Source organism: Vibrio sp. Isolate33 (assembly GCF_022397895.1).
Classification (GTDB): domain Bacteria; phylum Pseudomonadota; class Gammaproteobacteria; order Enterobacterales; family Vibrionaceae; genus Vibrio; species Vibrio pomeroyi.
The window spans coordinates 128,789-155,640 of record NZ_JAKEUP010000002.1 but is presented as its reverse complement, the minus strand read 5'-3'; the positions used below and the strand labels follow the sequence as shown (position 1 = coordinate 155,640).

Genomic DNA, 26,852 nt, shown 5'->3' with positions numbered 1-26,852 from the left:
GATACAACCTTGCCTTTTTCTTATCCATTTTATTGTTTCCATTCGCCTCCTATGCGGACACGACAGGCCTAGTCATGGATCTGTCTGTTGATAGTGCGTCTTACGACAATGACCAGCAGGTGGTGTACACGCTTGTTCTTACGAATGAATCGGATAGAAGCATCCATGATTTTGACGTTAAAGATGAGCTATTAGATATCTTAACGACAGATGATGAAGGGAATGAGGTTAACGCCTTTACTCAAGCCTCAATCCAAGCAGAGGCAACGCTTCTTTCATCGCCAGGCACTTACGATCGTTTGGGAAATTTAGAGGCGACTGACGTACGTATTACGGCGGGTGGCTCGGTGACCTATACGATGACCGCTACAGTCTCTAGTGATGCTGCGGGTACGATTGATAACGTCGCGAGTGCGAGCTCTGGGCTATTGGATTCGGTGGACTCAAATACAGAATCCATTCAACGAGGTTTGTATGAACACGATGTTGTGGTGTCAGTAGATAAGACAAACTACCAATTGAATAAACAACTGACGTACTCGATCAAGGTATCGAATACTGGCGATACGGTGATTCGAACGCTTGATGTTCAAGATGCTATTTCAGATATCAAGACACTCGACATTGATGGTGTTCTTCAACAGGCCTTCACTAACAATGTGAATTCAGCCGAGGTACATGGCGGGGAAAGTGATGCCGGTAACTTCAGTTCTTCAGGGGATTTGTCTGTCACTGATGCGTCGATAGATATTGGCGGATCTATCACCTACACAATTCGAACGACCATTGCCGACAAACTCGTCGGCGATATTGTTAATGACAACATAACGGCAGAAACACGAGATGCGCAAGTCACTGGGAATGCAATCACTACGCCGCCCTCAGCCCCCAATCTCACTCTCAAACATACCTTGAACCAAACAGAGAACTATCTTGTTGACGATGAGTTCTCTTACACGGTTACTGTAACCAACCAAGCAAATTCCGGTATCGCTTATCGCTATTCTGTTCAACAGTTACTTGCTGACTTAGAGACCGACTTAGGTAACGACATCAGCAATGATAAAAATGCTACCGATACTACGGGGAATCCTTACGAATCTTGGACCAATCAAGTTATTACTATTGGGCCAAACAGCACCTCTGAACTGGCCGCTAGCGGCGTTGAATCCAACCATTCACTGGATGATGTAGTCTCTATTTACCCGGGTGAAGAGATACTTTACTCAGTTGAAGTCGATGTCAGCCCTGTTTCAATTGGCGAAATACCTAAAGTTATCGCCCGAGTAGTAGATGCTGAAGGCATAGCAGATTCTGCTGATGTAGTGACTAACCCTCTAGATACGCAGGAAGTTCTGAATTCCTCATCAAGCCAAATTACCCGCAACAAGAACACAACGGATACCACTTATGTGCCTGGAATATCGGGTGAAAATGAAGTGGTCTACGACATTGTTATCTCCAATAAAGACACTGAATTTTTCGCTAACGATGTTGAAGTGATCGACAAGTTCGCTTGTATCGTGACAGAGCAAGCCGATGGTACTACCGATTCCGCGTTTTCCGAGTGGAAGCTGGAAGTGGATGAAAGCAGCGGTGAGGGTTCTAACTATGGCTCATTTAATTATGGGGCTTGGACTACGAACGACATCAACCTAAAAGTCGATCTAGCACCAGAGGGCTTTGTTCACTACAAGCTAACAGCAAGAGTAGCAGATACCAGTGTGGGTCAAATTGTTGATGATGGTACCGATGCAGGTTTGTGTTTGGGAGATAACCTGGGTGAGGCGGGTTCTGGCGTGCAAATGCCAAACTCCAAGCTAAAAGTACAGAAGGAAGTGGACTCTCGTTACTACTCTGCAGGTGGCACTCTTAACTATGAAATCACAGTAGAAAACAACGGTGACGGCTACGCGATCGATGTGCCAGTATACGATGACATTGCATCAATCATGACCAAATCAATCACGGATGAGCCTACCAAAGCGTACTTGAGTTGGGTTGTGACGGCGAAATCTTATGGCTCTGATGACTTAGTCTCAATAAACAGTGATCCCGGTTTTAGCGGTGAAATTTCAGGGAATCAGAGTAATAAGAACATCTTAGATGTGAAGGCGAAGCTAGCCCCACACGACAAAATCATCTATAGCATTGCAGCGGTGGTAAACCCGATTGCCGATGACGAGATTCGAAATGAAGTGACGGTAGATAGCGTGCTTTATTCCGACAGAGGTTCATACCCGAGGGACTACTACCTCGTATTGGATAAGCGTGTCGACGGCAACAATGAGCAAAGCGCGTACACCGATACGACAACGAAAGTCACTTATACAATCAGTGTTACCAACCCAGAAGGGAATGGTTTCGCGTCTAACATCAATATTAAAGATGAAATCAGTACTATAGAGGCAGAGTTACTGCATGAGCCAGGTGAAACCAAGCCTGTGTTCAAATCTTGGACGATCACGGCTGACAGAGATGCGGCTTCTCCTTGGGTAAAAGCGGTCACCGATCCTGGAGAGTTTTCAGATAACACCGACCTTAATGTCACGGCACAAATCCCACCGGGTGCAACCATCACTTATACCATTGTTGGCAAACTCGATCGTGACGTAGACAGTGAAATTCTGTGGGGCACGTTCACCAACACAGCAACAGTGACAGGCCCAGAAACCAACCTATCAGATACCGTTCGCACCTATCCTAGCGAACCAAACCTCGTGGTTGCTAAGACAGCTCAAAATACCGATTTTGTGGTCGGTGAGCGTTCTACTTTCGATATTTATATTTATAACCGAGGTGTTGGTTACGCGAATGACGCAACGGTAAAAGACAGCATTTCAGCGCTTAACTTCTTTGATAGTTGGACTGTTACTGGTTCAACCAACACTGATGAGCCGGGATCTCGCTATGGTGATATCGCTGACAATACAGACATTGATACTGACGTGGATATCACCCCAGGAGGCTGGGTACATTACGAGGTGACAGGTGTTGTTAAGTCTGACTATGAAGAAGATCAAGTCTCTAACCGCGTTGATGTTTATGACCCAATCACAGACCGTGACCACAGCTCTTCTGCGCAGATCGATAACTCGAACAGTGCTTACGATATCAATGTGTCTTTGTCTAAAACAACCGATGTGGTTCGTTATACGCCGGGTGAAGATCTTACTTACACCATCGTCATTGGTAACAATGGTGATACCGCTGAAACTGACCTTATCTTCATGGACCGATTGAGTGAGATCACCACCACGCTTGCCAATGATAAAGATGGTCAAGTGGAAGATCTTCTTGACCAAAATCCATTTGAATACTGGTCGGTTGATACTGGTTCGGGTTTCGGTCCGAATACCACTGATGATGTAGAGATCCCAATCTCAATTGACGCTAAAGATTTCGTGACCGTACGTATTAAAGCGCGTGTTAAAGACAATGCAGTATCGAATGGTGTCGCAGATCGAGACGGCGGTATTATTCGTAACGAAGCGGTGTTGATTCATGATGACGATGCGGGCTGTGCCGAAGATTGTGAGTTCGCAAAACGTGCCGTGGCTGAAAACCATCAAGTTCACAATAACGGTACCGTGGTTCGTACAACCAACATCAACCGCTACTCTCCCGGTGATGAACTGACTTACACCATCAAATACAACTCTCAAGATGGTCACGGCTATCGCAACAACGTTGGCGTTAATGAACTGATCAATGATATCTCTGTTGAGTTACAAGACGGCACATCAGGCAATCCATTCTTCGACGATGCGGTGGGTACCAACAAGTTTACGGTTGCGGTGGCTAAGAGTGACCCAGCAAACGCAGGCACAACCGATGGTACAAAAGACGGTAAGGTTGTGGATGACACCAATATCGTGACCTCTATTGATATCGATGCCGGTGAAGACGTGACTTACACGGTAACCGGTACTGTTAGGCCTGACGCCGTCGGTGATATTCACTATCGAGATACAGTAGTGATCCCTGATGATTACCACTTAGATTTTGATAAAACCACCGATGAAGTGGTGTATGAGCCTGCTCAGACGGTGACTTATCACTTGGTGATTGAGAATGACGGTAAAGGTAATGCTCACGACATTCCAATTGTTGATAACCTCAAAGATATTACCGTCGATCTCGTAGACGGTACGACTGGACCTGCGTATTCAACGTGGACTATTACCTCTATCGCAACGGGCACTGATTCTGAGTATGTCGATGCAGGCGCTGGCGCGGGCAAGGTTTATACATCAACAGACAGCAACCTTAACGAAGAAGCCGATATTCCTATGGGCGCCAAGCTTGAATACCAAGTGGTTGCAACCATTAACGATAAAGCCAATGGCGATATTATCAATGTGCTGACTGTCGATGGCGATACGATCTCTCATGATATTTCGCAAACCGTTCGTCAAATTGATTACGAAAAAAACATTCTTGATTATTACGATACCGATGGGAACAAGATTCCAGGAGCAACGAGCTACATGCCCGGTGGTTACATCGAGTATGAAATCTATATCGAAAATATCGCAACAGCGCACGTTGATGATATCAGCCTTCGTGATGACATCGACCAGATAACGACTCAATACTACGACGGAACTCGCGGTCCGGCGTTTGATAGTTGGACCATTGAAACGTCTGCAGACAGTTCAGGGATCTCTGATCCTGATGTCGATAACTCGATCAAAGACAATCAACCGATTGATACGCACTTTGATATATCGGCAGACAACTTTGGCCGTGCAGTATCGTCATCGTTTGTGCGTTATGTCATCAAAGCCAAAATCAGTCCAAAAGCAGTGGGTTCATTCACTAACCGAGCGTATATCGATGAAGATGATGGCAACCAGTTCATTGCTGTTTCCCCACCAACGTCGATGTCAGAACCAGAGATAACATTCTCGAAAAAGGCGTTCTATGATGCAGGCTTCTCCTCGGCAAAGACTGAGTATTCTCAAGCTGCTGGTGAGAGTGAGGTTTACTACCGAGTTCAAATTAAGAATACGGGTAACGGCATTGAGTATGGTTCTCGCCTTGAAGATGCCATTTCTGCAATTCAGACTCGCATTGCAGAAGATGCCTCGACGTCTGGCACTGACCCTGTCGGCCAGCCATTTTTATCTGGTTGGGAAGTGCAGTTAGAAAAAACGGCAGCGGCAGGTTCAATTACAGACGCGGTTGACTTTGTTTCTGGTAACAATGTTGATATTGATAACGACATTGTTATCGCGCCTCAAGAGAGCCTAACGTTCACCATCCATGCTGATATTCGTGAGGATGCGTTGGGCGATATTCAGAACAAAGCGAATTATGACGGTATGGTTCGTACTGCGACTCTAATGCCACTAGGAAATAATATCAGTGTTGAAAAACACGTAGTGTCGATTAACGACAACCCGTTCAATGATGGGGATACCTATCTACCGGGTGACGAAGTCGAGTATGAATTCGTGGTCACTAACCCTGAAAACGGTTGGGCGAATGATATTCAGATCAAAGACGCGGTAAAGGATATTCAAGTTGAGGTTATTGGTGGAACAATGGAATCAGCCTTTGTTTCGGGCGATATCACTCATGAAGTTAGCAATGGTATTGATGCCAACGTCGATACTTATGTTCCGAGCTATAACTCAAACAACAACCTGAATATTGAAACCGATATTGCCGCAGGTGAAGTGCTGACGTTCAACTTAAAAGGTGTTATCCGTGATGACGCTTTGGGAACTATCGAAGCCAACCGAGTGACGGCAGAAAATGAATCTGCGACATCAGAAACGATTCCGCCACAAGCGGCTGAACTCGACTACTTCAAAACCTTGGTTTACACCGATGGTGAATCGGCGGGCTGTTCAGTTCCTTCAAATGATGGCAGCAGCTGTACTTATGCACCACGTGGTGATGTTGAATATCAAGTTACGTTAGATAACACGGGCGATAGCATTGCCAATGATGTGCGTGTTATCGATGCCATTCACACCATCAAAACCGAAGACGGCGATGATGCGTTCTCTGACTGGGCAACAGCGATTGCGGTTGAGCCGGTTGGAACTTATGACGTGCAGGGTAACTACAATGGCAGTGTGCCGCTGAATGCGACTGTCGATCTTCGCCCTGGCGAACGCATCGTGTTCGATGTCAAAGGCACGGTTTCAACATCGGCAACAGGCACCATTACCAATACGGCACAAGTGAACGGCGATGACACCAACGACATCGTACTTGACCCTGGTCGCTCAAATATCCTAATCGATAAGTGGACAGATACACCTACGTACGTACCCGGTGGAACGGTGAATTACTACATCGACATTACCAATGACGATGTGGATTCTGGCCTGTTCTCAATCCGCGACATCATTAGTGGCTTCGAAGTTGAAACTGTCGATGGTTCAATGCAAACCGCACTCACGGAGTGGAGCGTCGATTACGATGTCTTATACAACTCTGCACCATCGGATCCTGACGCGAATGATTTCTCAGAGTTAGACAAGCTCGTTGGGCAAAGCAGCCCAGACATCGATTTACCTGCTGAGTCAGTCAAGATGGCAGGGCGTGATGATGCGGGCACTGGTGGCGGTGACAAATACACGGTTGTTCGAATCCATGTTGAAGGCAAGGTCCGTGATGACGCAATTGGTCGCTTTACCAATACTGCATATCTACGACATGGCTTGGACGATTCGAAAATCGCTCGCTTAAGAGAGGGCAACATCACGCCTCAGCCGGGACAGTTGGTGTTAACCAAAGAAACCACCCCGATTGCTGAGCCTGATGCTAAGTACCAACCGGGTCAACCTATCTCCTATAAGATTACCGTGGCTAACACAGGTGAAGGTTACCTTGTGGATCAAGTCCTGACGGATCGTATCGATACCATCATGACAGAAGTGGCGAACAGCCCGGATCAAGAGCAAGCCCTTACTGGCAACTGGATCATCAGCGATGAACAGATTGATGGTAGTGGTGACCCAGCATTGAATGCTCGCAAGGATGTGTCTAGTACTACTCAAGGTTATAGCGCCACTTACAGCATTCACCCCGGCGATAGCTATTCGTTTGTTGTCACTAATACCGTGAACGACAAAGCCAAAGGCGAGATCACTAACGTTGTTAAAGTGGCTAGCGATGATGGTGAATACACCGCAGACGCGACCTACATTCCAGAAGACGCACAAGTAGAGATCACTAAAGACGTTGATAAAGCGGAGTACCTTCCGGGAGAAACACTTCAATACACCGTGACCGTTAAAAATAACGGTTTAGGTTGGGCTGAAGGCGTTGTGATTGAAGATGCGTTGAAATCGGTAGAAACCACGATTGCTGGTGGTGAGACGAAGCAAGCCTTTGATCCTGCTTCAATCCAAATATCAGCTATTTCGACAACAGGTGAAACGCCCGTACCAGGCGCAACCAGTGGTGAAGATCTCAACGAGACGCTCGATATCGCACCGGAAGACAGCATTGTGTTTACGATTCAAGTAACGACGAATGCACTTGCGACCGGCGATATCACCAATATGGCATCAGCGACCTTTGATGGCACAACCTTAGATGACTCGGCAACCAGTACACCTGTGTTGGCAACGGTTTCAATCGATAAGACTGTCGACACGTCATCTTATGAAGTGACCAAGTTGGTTAACTACGAGATCATGGTGACCAACAGCTCTGATGCCTTCGCCTCTGATGTTCAGCTGAAAGACATCATCAGTGATATTGAAGTGGATACGACCGCAGACAAAAAAGAGTCAGCATTCCTGATGTGGGAAGTAAGTTTTGAAGCTTCAGATGATCGCACAGTGGTGACGCCGAAGACGTTTGAGTTGAGTGAAGACATCGACGTTAACATGGATGTGGCGCCACAAAGTACCGTGACATTCCATGTTAAGGCGTTGATTCGTACGACGGCGATTGGCGATATTAGTAACACGGCAACCATCACTTACAACGGCACACCACAAGACTCAACGGTAGTCATGACGCCGAAGGACTCTGAGTTTATTGCGACGAAAACTAACGTACAAACCGAGTATGAGCCGGGTGGTGAGCTGGAGTTCTTGATCACTATTGAAAACACCTCAAACAACTACATCAGTGACCTAAGTGTTGTTGATGATATGAGCACGATAGAGGTGGGCTATTACGATGGCACCACAGGCCCTGCCTTTGTTGCCGGAACCACTTCTTTGGTTGTTGAGTCAACTACGGTAGGCACGACGACTGAGCAAATCAGCCCTGTTGAGTACAGTGTGGATATTGCACCGCACGGTACGGTTGTATTTCGCTCAAAAGGTACGGTAGTCGATACCGCGACTGGACGTATTATCAATACAGCGCAAGTCGATGGCGGCGATGTAGTTAGCCCTCCAGTTAACACTGTCGCGGCGGTTGTTCAAGCTGAGCTCTATACAGATGCGCCTTATTACGTACCGGGTGACCAAGTTGAGTATCACTTGGTGGTACAAAACATTGGCCGCGGTATTGCTAAAGATGTGGCGCTTTACACCCAGTTCTCTGAGTCAATGGGTGACTACATCGATGGCTCTCGCAGCAACGCTTTTGATGATTGGACACTAACAGCGTCATCGGAAGGGGCTGAAACGCAACCGGGTACGTTTGATAACGATAAAGACCTCTTCACTTTGGTCGACATCGCACCGGGCGGCAAGATTGATTACACCTTCACATTGACCGTCAACGAAGACATGTTGACCAACATCGATGTACTTGGTTACTACCTTGATTTAACCGGTAGCCCAACGATGCGTGCTCGATCTAAAGGCATGTTGTCATCAGAAACCTCGATGCAGGCAGCAGCAGACCAAGTATCAGCTCTGGATCTACCGCCAGTGGGCGCAGATCTGATTGTCGAAAAGCGTTCAGACAAGCCTGAATACACCGAAGACGACGACAGTGTCACTTATTACCTAGCTGTGACCAACAATGGTTTAGGTAACGCAGCGAACGTGCGACTCACTGATGAGATCAGCGAGCTGCAAAATAGCGTTGGCAACAAAGTGTTTACTGATTGGACGATTGAAGGTGTTGAAGTCGATGACACGGGCGCAGAGATCCAGCGTGATACCTACCCGTCGAGTAAAGATTTAGACACCACCGTTAACCTAAAGTCCCAAAAGCGAAATGCTTATGCGTTTGAAGTGGTGGGTACATTAGGTAAAGGTTTGGATGACGACATCACCAATACCTTTACGGCGACTGAATCGGACGGTACTGAAACTAGCGATAGCGTAACCACTCACATCAAGAAGATTCCTGACAACTCTGGGGAATTGGAGCTGACCAAGTCGGCGCTGCAAGATACCGCGCAAGTCGGCGATGCGGTTGAGTACGAGATCATCGTTGAGAACAACAATGAATCTTACTTTAAGAACGTGACGGTAGAAGACCGTTACCCAGGTGGCTTGAAATACATCATGGACACGTCAGAAATCGTGTTGAGCGGTATTGATGGTGAGTTTGGTACGGAAGACGATCAGGTTGTTTCTCAAGAGCCATCAGACACCGGCAAGCTTATGTTCACTTCGTTGAACTTTGATCCGGGCGAGAAGCTGCGTATTCGTTACTTATTGCGAGTATCGGTAGGAGCAACCTTTGGTGACTACATCAACACCGCAGTCGCGAAAGTGGATGGCTCGGCAGTTTCTAATGAAGACACCGCCAAAGTGACCGTAGAACCGGACAAGGTGTTCGATACCTCATCGATCATCGGTAAAGTCTTTGAAGATCACAACAAAGATGGATTCCAAGCGGATGCCACTGCGTTTGATGTTGAGTTAACTGCGAACCTAGCAACGCAAGGCTACATCGCTGATTCGACACACATCATTCGTGATGGACAAGACGTTGCTGTCGAAGATGGCGCAATAACCAATGCTCTTGAGCAAGGTTTGGATCTTGGCGACCTTTGGGGTCATTCAGTGAACCGAACACTGCCAGAAACCAGCAAAGTGGTTATTCAATTCAAGACTCGCACACAGCAGAGCTTTGATTTCTATGTCACGACCGATGCGGGCTCCCGTATCGAGTTTGATGCACAAGGTCAGATTCAGTTTAAGCATGAATCCGATAAGAAGAAGGGACTGAGCGCGGAAAACCTCAACGTAACCAGAAACCTGTATCGCGATGGCGAGGATTACCTGTGGGAAATCGTTATCGAGAACAAAGGTATTTACGAAGATGGTATTCCGGGCGTTAAGTTAATGACGGTTGAGGGAATCGTTATTTACACAGACCAGTACGGTCGTTACCACGTGCCCGACCAATGGGTACTCAATAAGAAAGGTAAGAACTTCCTCGTGAAGTTGGACACTGATTCGCTATCCACCTCAATGGAAGTGGTGAGCGAAAACCCGAAAGTGTTGCGAATTACCCCGAACAAGCTCACCAAGTTCAACTTTAGCGTTCATCGCAAAGAGCAAGAAAGTGAACAGAAGTAAGCCATTGGAACCGTATCTGGAAATTGTATGAAAGTATTTAGTAAGTCTCGTTTAGCAACGTGTGTGTTAGCTGCCATCCCTGTGATGGCGGTAGCGAAAGACACAGGTAAGCTTGAAAAACTCGGTTCTGAGACGACTGGTATTGAAATCACCAAACCGAACCAAGACCAAGACAGCTCGCGTATTTACCTAGAGCAAGGTGCTATTTGGGCAAGCCGTGACATCACTCGCTTTGACCCAGTGTTAGATGTCAGTGTCAGCGATGAGTTGGAAGTTGAGCAGGGCACACTGCGTGACAGTGTCGGATTCACCATTACCACCAACTATGGTTACTACATCAAAAAGTACCAGTTAGAGGTGTACCGTGTCGGTGACTTTGGTTTGTCTGAGCCCATCGCTGTGCTTGATGGCGATAAACTGGCAAACGACTCTGATATCAATTGGGATGGTCAAACCGATGTTGACTACCAGTTTAAGGTCGGTGAGCAGTTGATGTTCCGCCTAAAAGCGTGGGACAAAGATGGCAACATGGACGTGACCACGGTCGGTGTGACGGATTTGGTTAAGCCAGACTCTGAAGTCGATATCGATCGCAACGATAACGACGATGAAGAGAGTAAAGACAAAAGCTACGGCCAAGCCAAGTTGATGCGTCATAACATTCCAACCAATGCGGGCTTAGCTAAGTTCATTGGTACCGGTTTAAAAGGCGTTGATAAAGTCATCATCGGTGAAGATGAATTTGACGTTGAAGACGGCAACTTATACGCAGAGCAGTACTTACCAACAGACTCCTACATTTTTCCAACCAAAGTTGTGTTTGATAACGGTGATGAGCGCCGCTACAAGCTTTACGTTCGTATCCCAGATACCTACTACGCACAAACGGGTTTGGCTGATCTTTATGTTGGTAAAAACAACGTTTCTGGTAACAGTGATGCATTGAGTGTCGATGACCAGTATCAAGACGACATCTATAACCAAGGGCGTTTAGCGTACTTTGGTCAAGGTAAATTCGGTGACAAGCTTCGCGTGACCACTCACTTTGATACTCGAGAAAGTGAGATAAAAGACATGTTCAAACATCCGTTCGCATCAGACGATTCGGATGTGTTTGATATTCTCGAAGATGACGATGAGCTGTATTACGGCAACTATGGTGACAGCTCAAACATCGAAAAAGTAGTCAATACTAAGGGTAAGGTTTACCTCAACGTAGAATACGATAAATCGCAGTATTTATGGGGTAACTACAACACAGGGTTGACCGGTACTGAGAACAACGATTACAACCGTAGCCTCTATGGTTTCAAGGCCGATTACCGTACTCGCGATACCACACAATATGGTGAAGATCGCTTGAACGTGGTTGGTTTTACGGCAGAAGCTGACTCCTTGTATGCGCACGATGAGTTCTTAGGTACGGGCGGTTCTCTTTACTTCCTTCGCCACGGTGAAGCGGTACCGGGAAGTGACAAGGTCTACGTAAAAGTAAAAGATGAATCTGGCCTAGTACAAAACGAAATCCCGCTTGAGCCGGGTGTCGACTATGACTTCGACCCGTACCAGGGTCGAATCATTCTGACCAAGCCACTCGACAATATTTTGTCTGACAGTTTCGGCAGCGTGATTGAAAACGGTGACGATTACGAAAACTTTCTGGTTGTCGATTATGAGTATGTTCCACAAGGTTCAGACTCGCTGGATGCGATGTCTTACGGTGGTCGTGCCAAGGGTTGGATTAACGATTACGTTGGTGTGGGTGTGACGTATGCGACTCAAGAAAAAGACAATCAAGACTACGAGTCTTACGGCACTGATTTAACGTTGCGTGCGACGGAGGGCACCTACATCAAGGCCGAGTTTGCCCACAGTGAAGGTACTCAAACCGAGTCGAATTTTGTCTCTATCGATGGTGGTTTAACCTTTACGCCGATTGGCGACATGCTAGAAGACCGCGAAGGTGACAGCATTCAAATCACCGCAGTAACAAGCCTTTATGACCTTGCTCCAACGATCTTTGGTGCAGTAGGTAATGACCTGAAGCTTTGGTATCGAGACAAAGACGCAGGGTACAGCTACGCGAGCAGCAGCGACGACTTAGAGCAAGAAGCTTATGGTGCAGAACTTCGCTTGCAAGCGACCGACCGTTTGGCGGTGCTGTCTCGTTTTTCGACCAACGAAGAGCGCGATGTCGATGGCAATCTAGAAGCGGATACTGAAACGATTGAGGTCGAGACTCAAGTCAAAATCACCGAGCACATCAAGGTGTCTGCGGCGGGGCAACAAACCGAAGAGCTGAACCAAAACGATGAACAAAGTGATGCGACCTTAGCCGGTGTGCGTTTGGAATACATGTGGGACAGCGACAACAGCGTCTACATCAAAGGACAAACCACAGTCTCTCAATCGGATGACTACGACGAGAACGATAGCGCATCGATTGGTGCTGAATTCCAAGTATTAGAAGACTTGTCGTTGGGCGGTGAATATACCGATGGCGACCGCGGCCAGGTTGCTGAAGCAACAGTGACTTACGATGTGTCCGATGACCACTCTACATACGTGACTTACGTTGATGACAACTACGAAGGTGAAAACAACGTGATTGTCGGTCAGCGTGCAGACCTGACCAGCAGTGTCGATTTCTACCAAGAGAACCAGTTCGTTGATGAAAACGATGGTCACGGCCGTATCGATTCGTATGGCTTTGGTTACGATGTGACGGAAGATGTTGAGATGGGTATCGGTTATCAGCTTGGTGAAATTGAAGATGACGAGAACATCACCACAGAGCGTGAGTCCATCAGCTTCAATGCATCGATTGACTTGGACGACATCACCCTAAGCCATAAATTTGAATTCCGAGTGGACAAGAGTGAAGACGACCCAGAGATAGCACAACGTGAGCTGCAACAAATCGTGACGACCAACCGTTATACGCATCACTTAACGGAAGAATACACGCTGTTTGGTAAGTATAACTACTCAATTACAGAGAGTGAAACCACTGGCGAAACCATGGCGCAATTTACCGAGGCGACGGGTGGACTTGCGTATCGTCCGATCTACAACGATCGACTCAACTTACTGAGCCGCTACACCTACATTGCGGACTTCGATCAACTGGATCGCGATGTGGATTATCAAGACGAAACCAGCCAGATCATTGAAGTTGAAGCGATCTACTCGATCGACCAACACTGGGACGTCGGCACTAAATATGCGCATAAAGACAAAGAGCAAGCCTTCGAGCGAGCATCTGGTGCGAATGAGATGGTTAAAAGCGACATCGACTTATACGGGCTTAGCGCCTCTTATCGCGTGATGAAAGAGTGGGACGTGACGGGTGAATATCACTGGAAAACAGACACACTCAATGATGAGTTAGAACACGGTGCGTTAGTTTCGGTGAACAAGCACATTGGCGAGAACCTAAAAATGGGCATTGGTTATAACTTCTCTGCGTTTGATAGTGATTTAACCAACGATGATGATTATGACGCTTCAGGCGTATTCATTAACTTAGTCGGTAAGATTTAAGCCAGCCCAAAGAGGGTGAAAGTAGAGACTTGAAAAATTGAAAACGAAAAGTAAGTTGAAAGCGAAAAGTAAGATGAAAACAACAATGAGCCTAGTCAGCGGCGTAATGAGCGCTTTGCTTCTTGCTGGCTGTGCAACCGACACCTATGTGAGTCAAGAAAACCGAGACAAGTTTGCCGGCTTAGATGTGTCTAAGTTTTTGATTAGCGAATGTTTAGCGCCGGAACGTGAAGTGCATATTGCGATTGCAGAGCACTTTGCTTTTGATAAATACAAACTGCGTGACCTCGATAAGATCAACCTAGATACCTTTGTCGAAGAGATCAGAGGCCTAAAAGGGCGTATCACGATCGTTGGACACACCGATTACAAAGGTTCGCTAGATTACAATCAGCGCCTTTCACAACGCCGTGCTAAGTCGGTCGCAGACTACTTGAAAGCGCACCTCGACCCAACGAATTACGACTGGGAAGTGAAGCACCTTGGTGAGACTCAACCTCTTCTATTAGGTAAAACCGATAAAGACCGAGCAGAGAACCGCCGTGCGTTTATCGTGTTTGAAGAAGCTCAGAAGTACGAAGAGATGCCTTTCTGTGAACCACCAAAGCCTGAGCGTAAGGTGTACATGGCGATGACACCGCACTTTGATTTTGATAAATCAGTACTTAAGTCAGAAGACTTAACTCAGTTGGATGATTTCACAGCGCAGTTAAGTGGTTTGCAAGGCAGCATCATGGTCGCAGGGCACACCGACCAAGCGGGTTCGGTTTCTTACAATGAGAAGTTGGCGGAGCGCCGCGCAGAAACCGTAGTTGAATACCTTAAAACCAAGCTTGACCCTAAGCAGTTCATTTGGGAAGTGAAGTCGTTTGGTAAATTGCAGCCAGCAATCAATGAACGTTCAGATAAAGCCGATGCACTCAACCGTCGAGCGTTTATCGTGTTTAAAGAGTCGGATATTACTGCCGAGCAACAAATGCTTTCCGGCAGTCAGCAGCAGGCGCTTTCTGACAGTGAAGAGCACGCTTTGAGTATAGAGAACAAGCAGGAAGCTCCAGCTGACAACTAATAAGCTGTTGTTAGATCTAGACTTAGCTGCAAAAATGTATGGTCCGCCCCGTTATTGCAACTACAATTAAGTAATAACGGAGTTGGTTTGCGCTAATGTATTCGGAGTCCTTGTTGGGAGCACTAGCTTCCCAGCTCCACGATGATATCCGCGCCAGATTATCCTTAAAAAGCCCAAAGCATTGATTGCTATTTTTTGTGTCAGGTTCTTAATCTGGCCGATTGACCGTTTTTGTCATCACGTTCATTGGCGTTGCAAACTTGGTTATAGCTAAACAGCCTTAAAAGCTTGGCGGTGGTATAACACCGCCCAAGCTATCCTTACTAGCTTGTTGGCTAATGCGACTACCACTACATTAAATGGTTTGGTGGCTCGTAGATTCACAAGCCACTCTCCGAACACTTTCCCAGTCGTCTCTAGTCTAGAGAGAACAGCCCTTGCCCCATGGACAAACAGAGTTCTGAGGTGTTTATTCCCTCGTTTACTCATACCAAGTAGCTTGGTCTTTCCTCCCRTTGAGAATTGCCTTGGCACAAGCCCCAACCAAGCCGCCATCTCNGTCGTCTCTAGTCTAGAGAGAACAGCCCTTGCCCCATGGACAAACAGAGTTCTGAGGTGTTTATTCCCTCGTTTACTCATACCAAGTAGCTTGGTCTTTCCTCCCGTTGAGAATTGCCTTGGCACAAGCCCCAACCAAGCCGCCATCTCACGGCCATTGGTAAAGTTACTCGGAGAGCTTACATCGGCAATACACAATGTGGAGGTAAGATCACCAATTCCAGGGATAGTTTTTAATAATTGAGCACTTTCGTTGTTATTAACAATAGTTTGAAGCTTGTTATCTTGAGTTTTGATTTGTTCATTAAGGTACTTGTAATGTTCGTGGATAGATATCAATTCACATAGCAAGCTTTTTGGTAATGAGACGGTTTGTTCTGCTAACCATTGAAACAGAGACTTCATCTTTGCATGCCCTTTGGGAAAGCTAAGGCCGAACTCAAGTAAGATCGCTCCGATCCGCGACATAGTGGCACAACGGTTATGTGCGATAGCATGGAAGCAATGTTTACCTAGGTCGATACCTAAAATATGAATAGAAGACATATGGTTCACCTCATTCTGAGAGCCTACTCTAAGCTTAAGGGCTTGAGAGTGAGGCGGACCATATAATTAAGCCCACCAAGTTAAACCTGGTGGGCTTTTGAATCAGTATGCAGCGTTATGCATTTAGTTGTAAAAGATTATGATTTAGCGATGCGATTCGCCGTCCAAACATAAAGTAATTCAAGCGCAATCGACGCGCCAGCCAAAGCGGTAATCTCACTTTGGTCATACGCTGGAGAAACTTCTACAACGTCCATACCAACCATATTGATGCCTTGCAGGCCACGGATGATTTTCAGAACTTTATCTGAGTTCAAACCACCACACACTGGCGTACCAGTACCCGGCGCAAAAGCAGGATCCAGACAATCGATATCAAAGGTTAGATAAACAGGCTTATCACCAACAATACCTTTCACTTGAGCAATGATCTCGTCCACACTCATGTCATTCGCTTCCATCGCGTTAATGACGTTGAAGCCGTGACCTTCTTGCTTATACTCGGTACGAATGCCAATCTGCACCGAGTGTTCTGGCGAGATAAGACCTTCGTTTGGTGCATGGTAGAACATGGTACCGTGATCGTAGCGGCTACCTTGGTTGTAAGTGTCGGTATGTGCATCGAAGTGAATCAACGCCATCTCACCGTACTTCTTACCATACGCTCTTAGCAAAGGCAGTGTAATGAAGTGATCGCCACCTAAACCTAACAGAGTTTTACCGCTATTTAGAATCGCATCAGCTGCTGCTTCCAAACGCTGAGTTAGGTCTTCTGCATCACCGCAGTCAAACACAAGGTCGCCAGCATCAATTACAGAGGTATGTTCAAATACATTGAAGTCCCACGGGAATTTTTTGCCTTCCCACGCCAGGTTCACAGAAGCGCGACGAATCGCATCAGGGCCCATGCGAGCACCCGGACGACCAGATGTCGCCATATCTAGTGGCGCACCCAACACAACCACATCAGCATCGTTGTCGATTGGGTTTTGAACTAATGGGCGACGCATAAACGTCATCGCATTTGAGTACAGCGAGTAATCTGGTTTCGTAAATAGATCGTTCATTAAAAATCCTCAAGATAGGTGTAACCCATCAAGCCTTGCTCTAACTCTTCAAGTACGCTCTGCTGTTCTTGCGCTGGTACTTTAGCCGTTACCAATTCTTTGTAGTTCTGACGAATTAGGTCCATATCGATATGAACATAACGCATCATGTCTTCAACCGTGTCGCCTTCGTTGATGTAGTCGATGTTTGCTTCGCCGCTCTCATCAACATTCACCACAACACTGTGCGTATCACCAAATAGGTTATGCATATCACCCAAGATCTCTTGGTATGCGCCTACTAGGAAGAAGCCCATTAGGTATGGTTCATCTGGGTTCCATGCCGGTACTGGCAACGTAGTTTCAATGCCTTGACCATCAACATACTGGTCAATCGTACCATCGGAGTCACAAGTGATGTCCAATACAACAGCACGACGCTCATCCGCATTGTCTAAACCGCTCAGTGGCAATACAGGGAACACCTGATCAATACCCCAAGCATCTGGCAATGACTGGAACAGTGAAAAGTTCACGAAGAACTTATCGGCCAAACGTTCACTCAACTCATCCAAAATAGGACGGTGGTAACGGTTCTTAGTACTCATGCGAGTGCTAAGCTCGTAGTTAATACGCAAAGACATCTGCTCAGCCCAAGCGCGATGCTGAAGATTGAGCATGCCTGTCGCAAATTGGTTGTGCGCTTCTGCAATATCGCTCTGAGTGTCGTTGTAGATCTCAATCAACGCACGGTCATCATTACCAGCATCGAGCTCTAAGAAGTTCTTCCACATGTTGTTTAGCAACATTGGAGCGTCTGCTTCTGGTGCTGTCATATCTTCCGGCGAGTAGCTTTCAGTACCAATCACATTGGTGATCAACACAGCATGGTGAGCAGTCAACGAGCGACCAGATTCTGAAATAATCACAGGTTGTGGCTGATTGTAGAGCTTACAAATATCCCCTACTGTCATCACGATGTTACGAGCGTACTCAAGCAAGCCGTAGTTCATTGAGTTTGAAGATTGGCTACGTGTGCCGTCGTAATCGACTGCCAAACCGCCACCAACATCCAAGAACTTCAGTTGAGCGCCAATATCACGCAGTTCACAGTAGAAACGAGCCGCTTCACTCACACCATTGCGCACATCACGAATGTTGGCCATTTGTGAACCAAGGTGGAAGTGCACGAGCTCTAGAACATCCAACTGGTCTTCAGCTTTCAAACGCTCAATAACGGTAAGCACTTGTGATGCAGACAAGCCAAACTTCGACTTCTCACCACCGCTTGCTTGCCATTTACCCGCGCCTTGAGAAGCAAGACGGATGCGTAAACCCAAACGAGGTTTCACGCCCAATGCTTTCGCTTCAGAAAGAACAAGATCAAGCTCGGACAGTTTCTCTAGAACGATAAAGACTTTGTGTCCTAGCTTTTCGCCAATCAGCGCAAGACGGATGTATTCTCTGTCTTTGTAACCGTTACACACGATCACAGAGCTCGCTTTTTGAGCCAGCGCCAATACTGCCAATAGCTCAGGCTTGCTGCCCGCCTCTAGGCCTAGCTGCTTTTGCTCTAGTTGAGCTTGGCTCGCTAAGATCTCATCAACCACTTCTTTTTGTTGGTTAACTTTAATCGGATAAACAAGTAGGTAACGGTTGTCGTACTGATATTCTTCGATCGCTTGGTTGAATGCGTTACAGATATTGTGCACACGTTGATGCACTATTTGAGGAAAACGCACAAGAGCAGGTAAACCAATATTTCTTTGCTCTAACTGTTTTACGATCTTACTGAGGGGAACTTGATGATCCGTTTCGCTCGGTGAAACATACACCTCACCGTTATCATCAATTCCATAAAAACCTTGGCTCCAGTGCTTTACATTATACTCAGCACGGATGCGTTCCAAATTAACCGAATTTTCCAATTCTAGAGACCTCACACTATAGGGCCATCGACAGAAGATACCTCTTTGGAATAGCGAGGTATAACCCAACAAAAAACGCTCGAAAACGATTTGTTGGCTGCATTAACCGATATTATTAAGAGCGAGTCCAACCATTGATATTTGTGGTTACGATTACGTTTTTTTATCGACAGATCGACTTAAAGTGACAGGTAAGGAATTACAAGGTTTTAGGCCAAAAATCAGGCGGGAGCGCATTAAATTTAAAGCACTTTCTAACAAAAAATCAGGTGAATAAAATAGCAATCACACCTAAAATTCCAAGTTAATTTGGTGATGTTAAGTCAGGGTTGTAACAAATATTCGCACTTCCCTCTCACAACTCTCGCTATCACCAAGATAGTCAGTATCCTGTTCTTCCATGCCTATTGATGAGTGTTAAATCATGTCCGAAATGTACACCACCTACGCAAAGCAATACGACTCTGCTGCTCGCGATAATATTTATAATGCCCTATTGGAACGCCCATCAACCATAGCCTTACTCGATGATGTTAAAGGGCTCGATATTGTCGACCTTGGTTGCGGCTCAGGTATTTACGCACAGTGGTTTATCGACCAAGGTGCCAACAAAGTCACGTGCACCGATCTGTCTCAAGATATGGTCGACTTAGTGAACGGAAAACAAATCCCCAATGTGACCGCATACGCGCAAGATGCTGCTCTTGGTTTACCCAAGGAAGCTGATAACAGCGCTGATGTCATCGTGTGCCCATTGGTGCTGCATTACATAGAAGATCTAAAGCCTGTCTTTGATGACGTGTATCGCGTTTTGAAACCGGGCGGCTACATCGTGTTTTCCACTCACCACCCTTTTGCGGATTTTGAGTGCACCCTTTCAGGTAACTACTTTGAGCGCGAATTCATTCAAGAAGAGTGGAACACGGTCGGCACACCCGTTCAGGTAAGCTTCTACCGCCGTTCATTAACCGAGCTTTGCCAAGCTGTCTGCCAATCTGGCTTGCTGATTTCACAAATCACTGAAGGCACAATCGACGAGAAAGCCAAAGCCATCTCTGAAGAAACTTACGAGCGCCTATCAAAAAACGTTAACTTCATCTTTATGCGTTGTGAGAAAGTGTCTGCCTAACCCGCAAGCATATCGCGTGTGCCTTTAACTACCCCAAAGGCACACGATCACTTCTCACAAACCTATCACTTCTTCCTTAATACCCGCTTTTCCGTTGTTGTACCCATTTAACTAAATCACCAGTTCATTGCACAAAAAATAAACTTTTCTTGTCCATATCTTGTATTCAACCATAACTTCTTGTAGCTTTAACTGACCAACCAATCGGTCAGCCTTCGAATTTAGGGGATACTATGAGCCATAATCTAGACCTTGAACCAAACACGTCGAGCACCAACGACATGGATCAAATATTCAACCGACAACAAAATCACTACCGTAACAACGTTAATCCAACACTTGAGCAGAGACGAAATGATCTCTCAGTCTTGAAAAAACTATTAATGCGCTACCAAGAGCAGTTAATTGAAGCGGTATCTGAAGATTATGGCCACCGAGCGAAGCACGACAGCTTAATTGCTGATATCACCCCTTCTCTGCACCAAATCAATTATAGTGATAAGAACCTTAAGAAGTGGTTGAAGCCTTCACGCCGTAAAGCTGGTTTGATGCTAACCCCAGCGAAGATAACCGTTCACTATCAGCCAGTGGGTTTGGTTGGTATCATCGTGCCTTGGAACTTCCCAGTGATGCTCGCTTTGGGTCCTCTCATCACAGCATTAGCAGCAGGTAATACCGCGATGCTCAAAATGTCTGAGTTTACTCCAGCGACCAACCGTGTTTTAAAAGCAATGTTGGCCGAAGGCTTCAGTGAAGATCAAGTGGCGATCATCGAAGGTGAAGCCGATGTTTCAGCTAAGTTTAGTCAACTGCCGTTTGACCATATCCTGTTCACAGGCTCAACCGCTGTTGGTAAGCACGTAATGAAAGCCGCAGCCGCGAACTTAACGCCTGTGACACTTGAACTTGGCGGAAAGTCTCCAACCATTATTGCCCCAGATTTCGATGTCGCTGACGCGGTTGAACGTATCCTATTCGCCAAGAGCTTAAATGCAGGTCAAATCTGTGTCGCACCAGATTACATCTTACTACCCCGAGAAAAAGTCGATGCATTTATCACGGCTTACAAGCGCTACTTCAAGAAGCTCTATAAAGCGGGAATTGAGAGCAAAGACTTAACCTCAGTGGTTAACATGCGTCAGTACAATCGCTTGCAAGGTGTAGTTGAAGATGCGAAGTCTAAAGGTGCTGTGGTACATACCGTCACCGAGCAGGCACAAGACGATGTGAACCACAGAATGACGCCGCACCTTCTTACCGAAGTGAATGACGACATGGTCGCGATGCAAGAAGAGTTGTTTGGTCCTGTTCTGCCTATCGTGCCTTATGATTCTATTGAAGAAGCGATAACCTACATCACAACAAGAGAACGTCCACTTGCGTTGTACCTAATGAGTCACGACAAACAGACTCAAGAGCTGTTCTTATCGGAGACACACTCAGGCGGCGTTTGTATCAACGACTCTCTGGTGCATGTGGCAGCAGAAGACGCACCGTTTGGTGGCATTGGCCCTTCAGGCATGGGACACTACCACGGCATTGAAGGCTTCAAGACCTTTAGCCATGCGAAAACCGTGTTGACTCGAGGCAAGATCAACTTCACTAAGTTGATGCACCCTCCATATAACAACCCAATCAAGAAAATGATGTTCAAAGTACTGAATCGATGATTACAAAAAGGCAAAAAATCCTAGATGCTGCGCTCCTACTCTTCTCTCAACAAGGGTTAGAGGGCACATCTACTGGGCAGATAGCGAAGACCGCAGGTGTAGCAAAAGCGACGCTGTTTCATCACTTTGAGAACAAATCTCTACTGATTGATGAACTGTTTCGTGAACTGAAAATAGAGCTATTTTCTACCCTTGACCAGCACACAGAAATCGCTGAACAAAACCGCTATCAAGCCTTTAAATTCATGTGGATGACAGGGATTGGGTGGGCATTAGAAAACCCAGTCGCCATGAAGTTCTTCACCAATGTCCATTTTGACCCAACGACTCAAACTCGTGAAGTCATTGTGTCGCAGATGTTCGCATCACTCGATGACATCGTACTGAAAGGACAAGAAGCTGGTGAGTTAATGGTGTTAGACATTAATTTTGTTAGGCACTTCATCCACAGCCATTTTTTGATTTGTGCAAACTGGCTAATCGAGCAGGACGAGTTATCGCCAGAGCAATCAACCAAGTACATCAATGATAGCTTTGATATGTGTTGGCGAGCTGTCGGCGGACAAAACCTATAATCTCCACACTCTTCGAAGCTCCTGCTTTCAAAGAACACCCTAAAGCGCCTCATGGTTATCTCATGGTTATATAGGCGCTTTAATTATTTGGATACATTTTAATCAGGCCACCATATTGACTTTAAGCACCCTCTTTCAGTAACATCCCACCATCATTTCAAAAGAGAATAACGCCATAATGAAGTACTAACATCCTGACATCCGATTTATTTTTATAAAAATCATTTGGACACTCGGGGTTAGTGGGCGTTACTTCGTCATCTATTTTCGCGACAAATCAAGTTCTTAAAGATCCGTCTTTTGACAACATGAATCTTGCAGAACTGTACCTCAAAGACAGAAATCATCTCAGCACAGCTTTTCTATCTTTGATTGGTCATCTACCTAAGTAACGTCTTTGGCGATCTATTGTTAGAGTCCTACGTTGGAGTCTATGTAGAAAAGCGCCTCACCCCTTTTACTCGTTTACACGTAAAGGGAGGTATTCTTATGCCTACTATATTAGCCAATAATCTCTCATTTCAGCTCGATACTGGTGAGTGGTTATTCAAAGACATCACCTTTAATCTGAACATGCGCCTTACAGGCCTAGTTGGAAGAAATGGAGCTGGAAAGTCACTACTACTTTCACTACTCACCGGGCAAACGCAACCGACTTCAGGCAGTGTTTCCAGACAAGGTTCGCTCGGCTTTTACTCACAATTACCTTCAGAGCTGTTGGATAGCGAAATCAACATTACTGACTTCTTAGGTATCACTGACAAGCTCAATGCCTTGCAAGCCATCAAACAAGGTAGCTGCGAAATTCAGCACTTCAATATCGTTGGTGACGATTGGGATTTACAAGAAACCACTCATCAGCTTTTAGCTACATTGAAAATAACCAGTGAGTTAACTACACCATGCAACACATTAAGCGGTGGCCAACTTGCCCTCTTGCAACTTCATCGCTTATTTACATCGAATCACGACATATTAATTCTCGATGAACCTTCCAACCATTTGGATAACGACGGACGTAATTGGCTATTAGAGCAGTGCCAGTTGTTTGAGGGAAAAGTACTTGTCGTCAGTCACGATCGAAGTCTGTTGAGGCACATGGAGGGGATCTACCACCTCAACAGTTTGGGGTTACGTTTCTACAAAGGAAACTATGATGATTACTTCAAACAAATGTCGAGCCAAAGTGAAGCATTGGACAAGCAGATTGCGCATCACCAATCCGAAAAGAAACGACTGGAACGCCAAGCTCAAGCCAATAAAGAAAAAGCACAGCAACGTGAGTCTCAAGGTAACCGACTCAGAAAGTCAGGCAGCCAACCCAAAATATTATTGGATGCGATGAAAGACAAAGCAGGACGAACTCAAGGGGCATCAGCCACTAGCCAAAAGAACTTAAAGGACCAAAACCAACATAAGCTTCAATCTCTAAAAGAACAAAAGGAGCAACTGAAACCACAGGCTTTGTATCTGCAACAGGGCAATAACAGTAAAAAGAACTCATTACTAACCGTTGAAGATTGCCACCTGAGTTTTGGTTCTGGCGCTCACATCAACTTCTCTCTATCGCAAGGTGAACGGTGTTATCTAACGGGTGCAAACGGTTGTGGAAAGTCGACGCTGTTAAAGGCCATTCATGGGCAACACTCGAACTACACCGGTACCATTAAACACTTGGGGTCCACAGTATATTTGGATCAACACTTTGGACTGTTGGACACCAACTACACCATGTTCGATAGCCTGATGACACATAGCTGTGGCATGACAGAAAGTGACGCACGAACCTTGTTAGCTGGTATTGGATTTAGGCGAGACTCCGTCTACCGCAAAGTAGCTCACCTAAGCGGTGGAGAGAAAATGAAACTGGCGATGTTGATCGTCAGCCATCAACAGGATTCGCCATTACTGCTGCTTGATGAGCCAGACAATCATTTAGATATCGACTCTAAGCAGATATTAGCGTCAGCTTTGCGTGAATACCGAGGCGCTTTTATCTTAGTCAGTCATGACGTGGATTTTGTTGAGGAGGTCGGCGTTAGCCAAAATCGTATTCAGCTTTAACCTTGATACCAACGATCACTGAGCTTAGATAGGCGAGTATTGTTGCGGATACTCGCCTTTCTCACTTGAGACAAGTACACTACGCGCCTCGAACATCTATTCATAAGGCTAAGGTTTGCATACTCTAGAACAACTAAAATCAGGGCAACTAAAAGGTATTAAGCGCTTAAAGCTGTCAGAAGGTCTCACCGAATTTCCACTAGAGATCTTAGAGCTCGTCGATTCATTAGAGATTCTGGATCTTTCAGGGAATCAGTTATCGGAGCTTCCACACGAGTTAACACAGCTAACTAATCTACGTATTATCTTTGCGTCGAATAACCTATTTACGCACCTTCCTGATGTTCTTGGTTCGCTTCCTAAGCTTGAAATGGTTGGCTTCAAGACCAACCAAATCAAAACAGTGAGTGAAGAGTCTCTGCCCGCTCAATTGCGCTGGTTAATTCTGACTGACAATGCCATCGAAGTTCTGCCTAACTCACTAGGCGAAAGACCACGACTGCAAAAGCTGGCACTCGCAGGCAACCAGCTTCGTGCTTTACCTGAGAGTATGGAAAACCTATCCAGCCTCGAACTGGTTCGATTGTCTGCAAACCAACTGACTGAATTCCCAGAGTTCCTTATTATGCTTCCGAAACTGGCGTGGTTAGCGTTTGCGGGTAATCCGTTTTGCAAACACCCTAGTACCTTAGATAGCGTGCCTGCGGTGAGCTCTCAAAGCTACTCACTGAACCAAGTGCTTGGCCAAGGCGCATCAGGCGTGATTTCTCATGCTAATTGGTTAAACAGTGACTTTGATTTCCCTCAGGAAGTGGCCGTTAAAGTATTCAAAGGCGAAGTAACAAGCGACGGCTACCCACATGATGAACTGGAAGCGTGTCTTCAAGCTGGTCACCATAGCAACCTAGTGAAGTCTATCGCTCAAGTGGACGAGCAAGATTACCTCGCGTTGGTAATGGAGCTTATCCCAAGCAGCTATTACAACCTAGGCTTGCCACCGACACTCGAGACTTGCACCCGTGATACTTTCCCAGAAGGTTTCGAACTTCCAATCACGCAAATCGACAACATCGTTACTCAAATGATTGATGTATTTAATCACCTTCACGACAACAAGGTTTGTCACGGTGACTTGTATGCGCACAACACCCTAGTCAATGAGCAAGGCCAAATGATCTTTGGCGACTTTGGCGCTGCGACTATTTACGGTTACCTAACAGAAGAGCAGCAACAAGGCATTCGACGCATCGAAGCTCGCGCTCTCAAGTACTTTATTGATGACCTATTGACGGTTTGCTCTACTGGCGATATAGATTCAGAACTTTACAAGAAGCTTGAAAACTATCACGCATAAGCGCTACCAAGCCTAAGTATTCAATCAAGGTTCAATAGAAATGAAAAAGCTAACGTTTGACGTTAGCTTTTTTGATTTTAGAGCTTAATGAATCAAATCCGAGTTAGCTAGCTTCTACCTGAACAAGCTTAAGGTAAGAGTGAAGCTCTTGGCTTTTATATTCCACCGCTGAGTGGATATTCAAATCCTTACACGCAACCACATCAAACTGGTAACGATTGTCACCTTTACTAATTTCAACGTGCAGCAACCCGCCTTTCAGCAACCAATGACCTTGAGTTTCAAACCGGTCAAACAAGCGGTATTCCGTTAGGCTGCCATTCGAATGAAAGTGAACCTCAGTAATGTACCCTGCAGGGCAACTTTTTACCCAAGTACGTCCTAAGACATCCTCTGCAACAAAGTTTCTTTTGCTCTCACACCACTTTAAATAATCGGCGCTCTCGCTCAGGTCACTGTCTAAGTCGTGTTTATCCAATAGCTTTTGCGCTTGCTGTTCGCGGCAGTAAAGTTGAAGCAGTGTTTGTTGGTTGTCACTCATTAATCGCCATCCCTAGCTAGTTAATCCAATCCAATAAGACTTAATCTACCAACTCATAAGAGACGACATAAAGCTCAGAGATTCCAGGGTAGATGTCTTGAATCACCCCCTTCAGAACGTCTAACGTCATGTTCTCTTGCTGAGCATGAAACTCACCCAGTTCATCAAACAAGATTGGCTCTACGCTGATGATTTTAAGATTACAGAACACACGTCCTTGCTCTAGCGTTGATACTTCCACAACGCTACCTGGCTGGTAATCGCGCTCAGATTCATCACGAATAGTAATCGTCTTTTTGCCTGAAAGGATATCGGTTTCAAAACGTTCGAAGAACGTCATAGTGGTAGGTGCGGTCATTTATC

At 46.0% G+C, this 26,852-nt stretch carries 12 protein-coding genes and 2 pseudogenes; 8 read left to right on the top strand and 6 right to left on the bottom strand.

What is annotated here, in order from left to right:
- The first annotated feature begins 74 nt into the window (after positions 1 to 74).
- The 3 genes from L1D37_RS03955 (at position 75) to L1D37_RS03945 (ending at position 15,078) form a co-directional block, all read left to right on the top strand.
- Entirely contained in the window at positions 75 to 10,466 is a 10,392-nt protein-coding gene (locus L1D37_RS03955) for a DUF11 domain-containing protein (RefSeq protein WP_239847320.1), read from the top strand.
- 27 nt (positions 10,467 to 10,493) lie between these two features.
- Positions 10,494 to 14,009, top strand: coding sequence for a hypothetical protein (locus tag L1D37_RS03950; RefSeq protein WP_239846948.1), 3,516 nt, complete (start codon positions 10,494 to 10,496; stop codon positions 14,007 to 14,009).
- A gap of 73 nt (positions 14,010 to 14,082) precedes the next feature.
- Complete coding sequence (locus tag L1D37_RS03945; protein ID WP_239846947.1) at positions 14,083 to 15,078, top strand: OmpA family protein; 996 nt, start codon at positions 14,083 to 14,085, stop codon at positions 15,076 to 15,078.
- 270 nt (positions 15,079 to 15,348) lie between these two features.
- Here L1D37_RS03945 and L1D37_RS03940 read toward each other — a convergent pair.
- The 4 genes and pseudogenes from L1D37_RS03940 to speA all read right to left on the bottom strand — a co-directional run.
- A pseudogene (locus L1D37_RS03940) lies at positions 15,349 to 15,636 on the bottom strand (transposase); the annotation flags it as partial.
- Positions 15,637 to 15,795: 159 nt separating this feature from the next.
- Positions 15,796 to 16,041: pseudogene (locus L1D37_RS03935) on the bottom strand (IS110 family transposase); the annotation flags it as partial.
- Positions 16,042 to 16,319: 278 nt separating this feature from the next.
- Positions 16,320 to 17,249 (bottom strand): agmatinase, encoded by a 930-nt coding sequence (gene speB / locus L1D37_RS03930; RefSeq protein WP_239846946.1) that lies wholly within the window; start codon positions 17,247 to 17,249, stop codon positions 16,320 to 16,322.
- Positions 17,249 to 19,156, bottom strand: a complete 1,908-nt coding sequence (gene speA, locus L1D37_RS03925) for an arginine decarboxylase (protein ID WP_275665449.1) — start codon at positions 19,154 to 19,156, stop codon at positions 17,249 to 17,251. Before speA ends, speB begins: the two co-directional genes overlap by 1 nt.
- Positions 19,157 to 19,580: 424 nt before the next feature.
- Between speA and L1D37_RS03920 the strand changes: the two genes are divergently transcribed.
- The 5 genes from L1D37_RS03920 to L1D37_RS03900 all read left to right on the top strand — a co-directional run bounded on the left by L1D37_RS03920 (position 19,581) and on the right by L1D37_RS03900 (position 25,948).
- Positions 19,581 to 20,285: a methyltransferase domain-containing protein gene (locus L1D37_RS03920; RefSeq protein ID WP_239846944.1), complete on the top strand. Its 705-nt coding sequence runs from the start codon at positions 19,581 to 19,583 to the stop codon at positions 20,283 to 20,285.
- A gap of 233 nt (positions 20,286 to 20,518) precedes the next feature.
- Positions 20,519 to 21,955, top strand: coding sequence for a coniferyl aldehyde dehydrogenase (locus tag L1D37_RS03915; protein WP_239846943.1), 1,437 nt, complete (start codon positions 20,519 to 20,521; stop codon positions 21,953 to 21,955).
- On the top strand, positions 21,952 to 22,530 hold the full coding sequence (locus L1D37_RS03910; protein ID WP_239846941.1) for a TetR/AcrR family transcriptional regulator: 579 nt from the start codon (positions 21,952 to 21,954) through the stop codon (positions 22,528 to 22,530). Before L1D37_RS03915 ends, L1D37_RS03910 begins: the two co-directional genes overlap by 4 nt.
- Positions 22,531 to 23,019: 489 nt before the next feature.
- The gene (locus L1D37_RS03905; protein ID WP_239846940.1) at positions 23,020 to 24,594 is read left to right on the top strand and encodes an ATP-binding cassette domain-containing protein; all 1,575 of its coding nucleotides are present in this window, start codon (positions 23,020 to 23,022) and stop codon (positions 24,592 to 24,594) included.
- 115 nt (positions 24,595 to 24,709) lie between these two features.
- Positions 24,710 to 25,948 carry a leucine-rich repeat-containing protein kinase family protein gene (locus tag L1D37_RS03900; protein ID WP_239846939.1) on the top strand — a complete coding sequence of 413 codons (1,239 nt, stop codon included), beginning with the start codon at positions 24,710 to 24,712 and terminating at the stop codon, positions 25,946 to 25,948.
- Positions 25,949 to 26,051: 103 nt separating this feature from the next.
- Here the strand turns inward: L1D37_RS03900 and L1D37_RS03895 are convergent, their stop codons facing one another.
- Positions 26,052 to 26,489 carry a hypothetical protein gene (locus L1D37_RS03895; RefSeq protein WP_239846938.1) on the bottom strand — a complete coding sequence of 146 codons (438 nt, stop codon included), beginning with the start codon at positions 26,487 to 26,489 and terminating at the stop codon, positions 26,052 to 26,054.
- A gap of 40 nt (positions 26,490 to 26,529) precedes the next feature.
- A complete protein-coding gene (gene yqfB, locus L1D37_RS03890; protein WP_239846937.1) occupies positions 26,530 to 26,847 on the bottom strand; it encodes a N(4)-acetylcytidine aminohydrolase in 318 nt (105 codons plus the stop codon).
- Positions 26,848 to 26,852: the final 5 nt, after the last annotated feature.

What these genes read in the sequence shown, in the direction of transcription:
- L1D37_RS03905 (WP_239846940.1), top strand. Translation starts at nt 23,020, where the DNA reads ATGCCTACTATATTAGCCAATAATCTCTCATTTCAGCTCGATACTGGT.
- L1D37_RS03910 (WP_239846941.1), top strand. Translation starts at nt 21,952, where the DNA reads ATGATTACAAAAAGGCAAAAAATCCTAGATGCTGCGCTCCTACTCTTC.
- L1D37_RS03920 (WP_239846944.1), top strand. Translation starts at nt 19,581, where the DNA reads ATGTCCGAAATGTACACCACCTACGCAAAGCAATACGACTCTGCTGCT.
- yqfB (WP_239846937.1), bottom strand. Translation starts at nt 26,847, where the DNA reads ATGACCGCACCTACCACTATGACGTTCTTCGAACGTTTTGAAACCGAT.
- L1D37_RS03945 (WP_239846947.1), top strand. Translation starts at nt 14,083, where the DNA reads ATGAAAACAACAATGAGCCTAGTCAGCGGCGTAATGAGCGCTTTGCTT.
- speB (WP_239846946.1), bottom strand. Translation starts at nt 17,249, where the DNA reads ATGAACGATCTATTTACGAAACCAGATTACTCGCTGTACTCAAATGCG.
- L1D37_RS03915 (WP_239846943.1), top strand. Translation starts at nt 20,519, where the DNA reads ATGAGCCATAATCTAGACCTTGAACCAAACACGTCGAGCACCAACGAC.
- L1D37_RS03950 (WP_239846948.1), top strand. Translation starts at nt 10,494, where the DNA reads ATGAAAGTATTTAGTAAGTCTCGTTTAGCAACGTGTGTGTTAGCTGCC.
- L1D37_RS03895 (WP_239846938.1), bottom strand. Translation starts at nt 26,489, where the DNA reads ATGAGTGACAACCAACAAACACTGCTTCAACTTTACTGCCGCGAACAG.
- L1D37_RS03955 (WP_239847320.1), top strand. Translation starts at nt 75, where the DNA reads ATGGATCTGTCTGTTGATAGTGCGTCTTACGACAATGACCAGCAGGTG.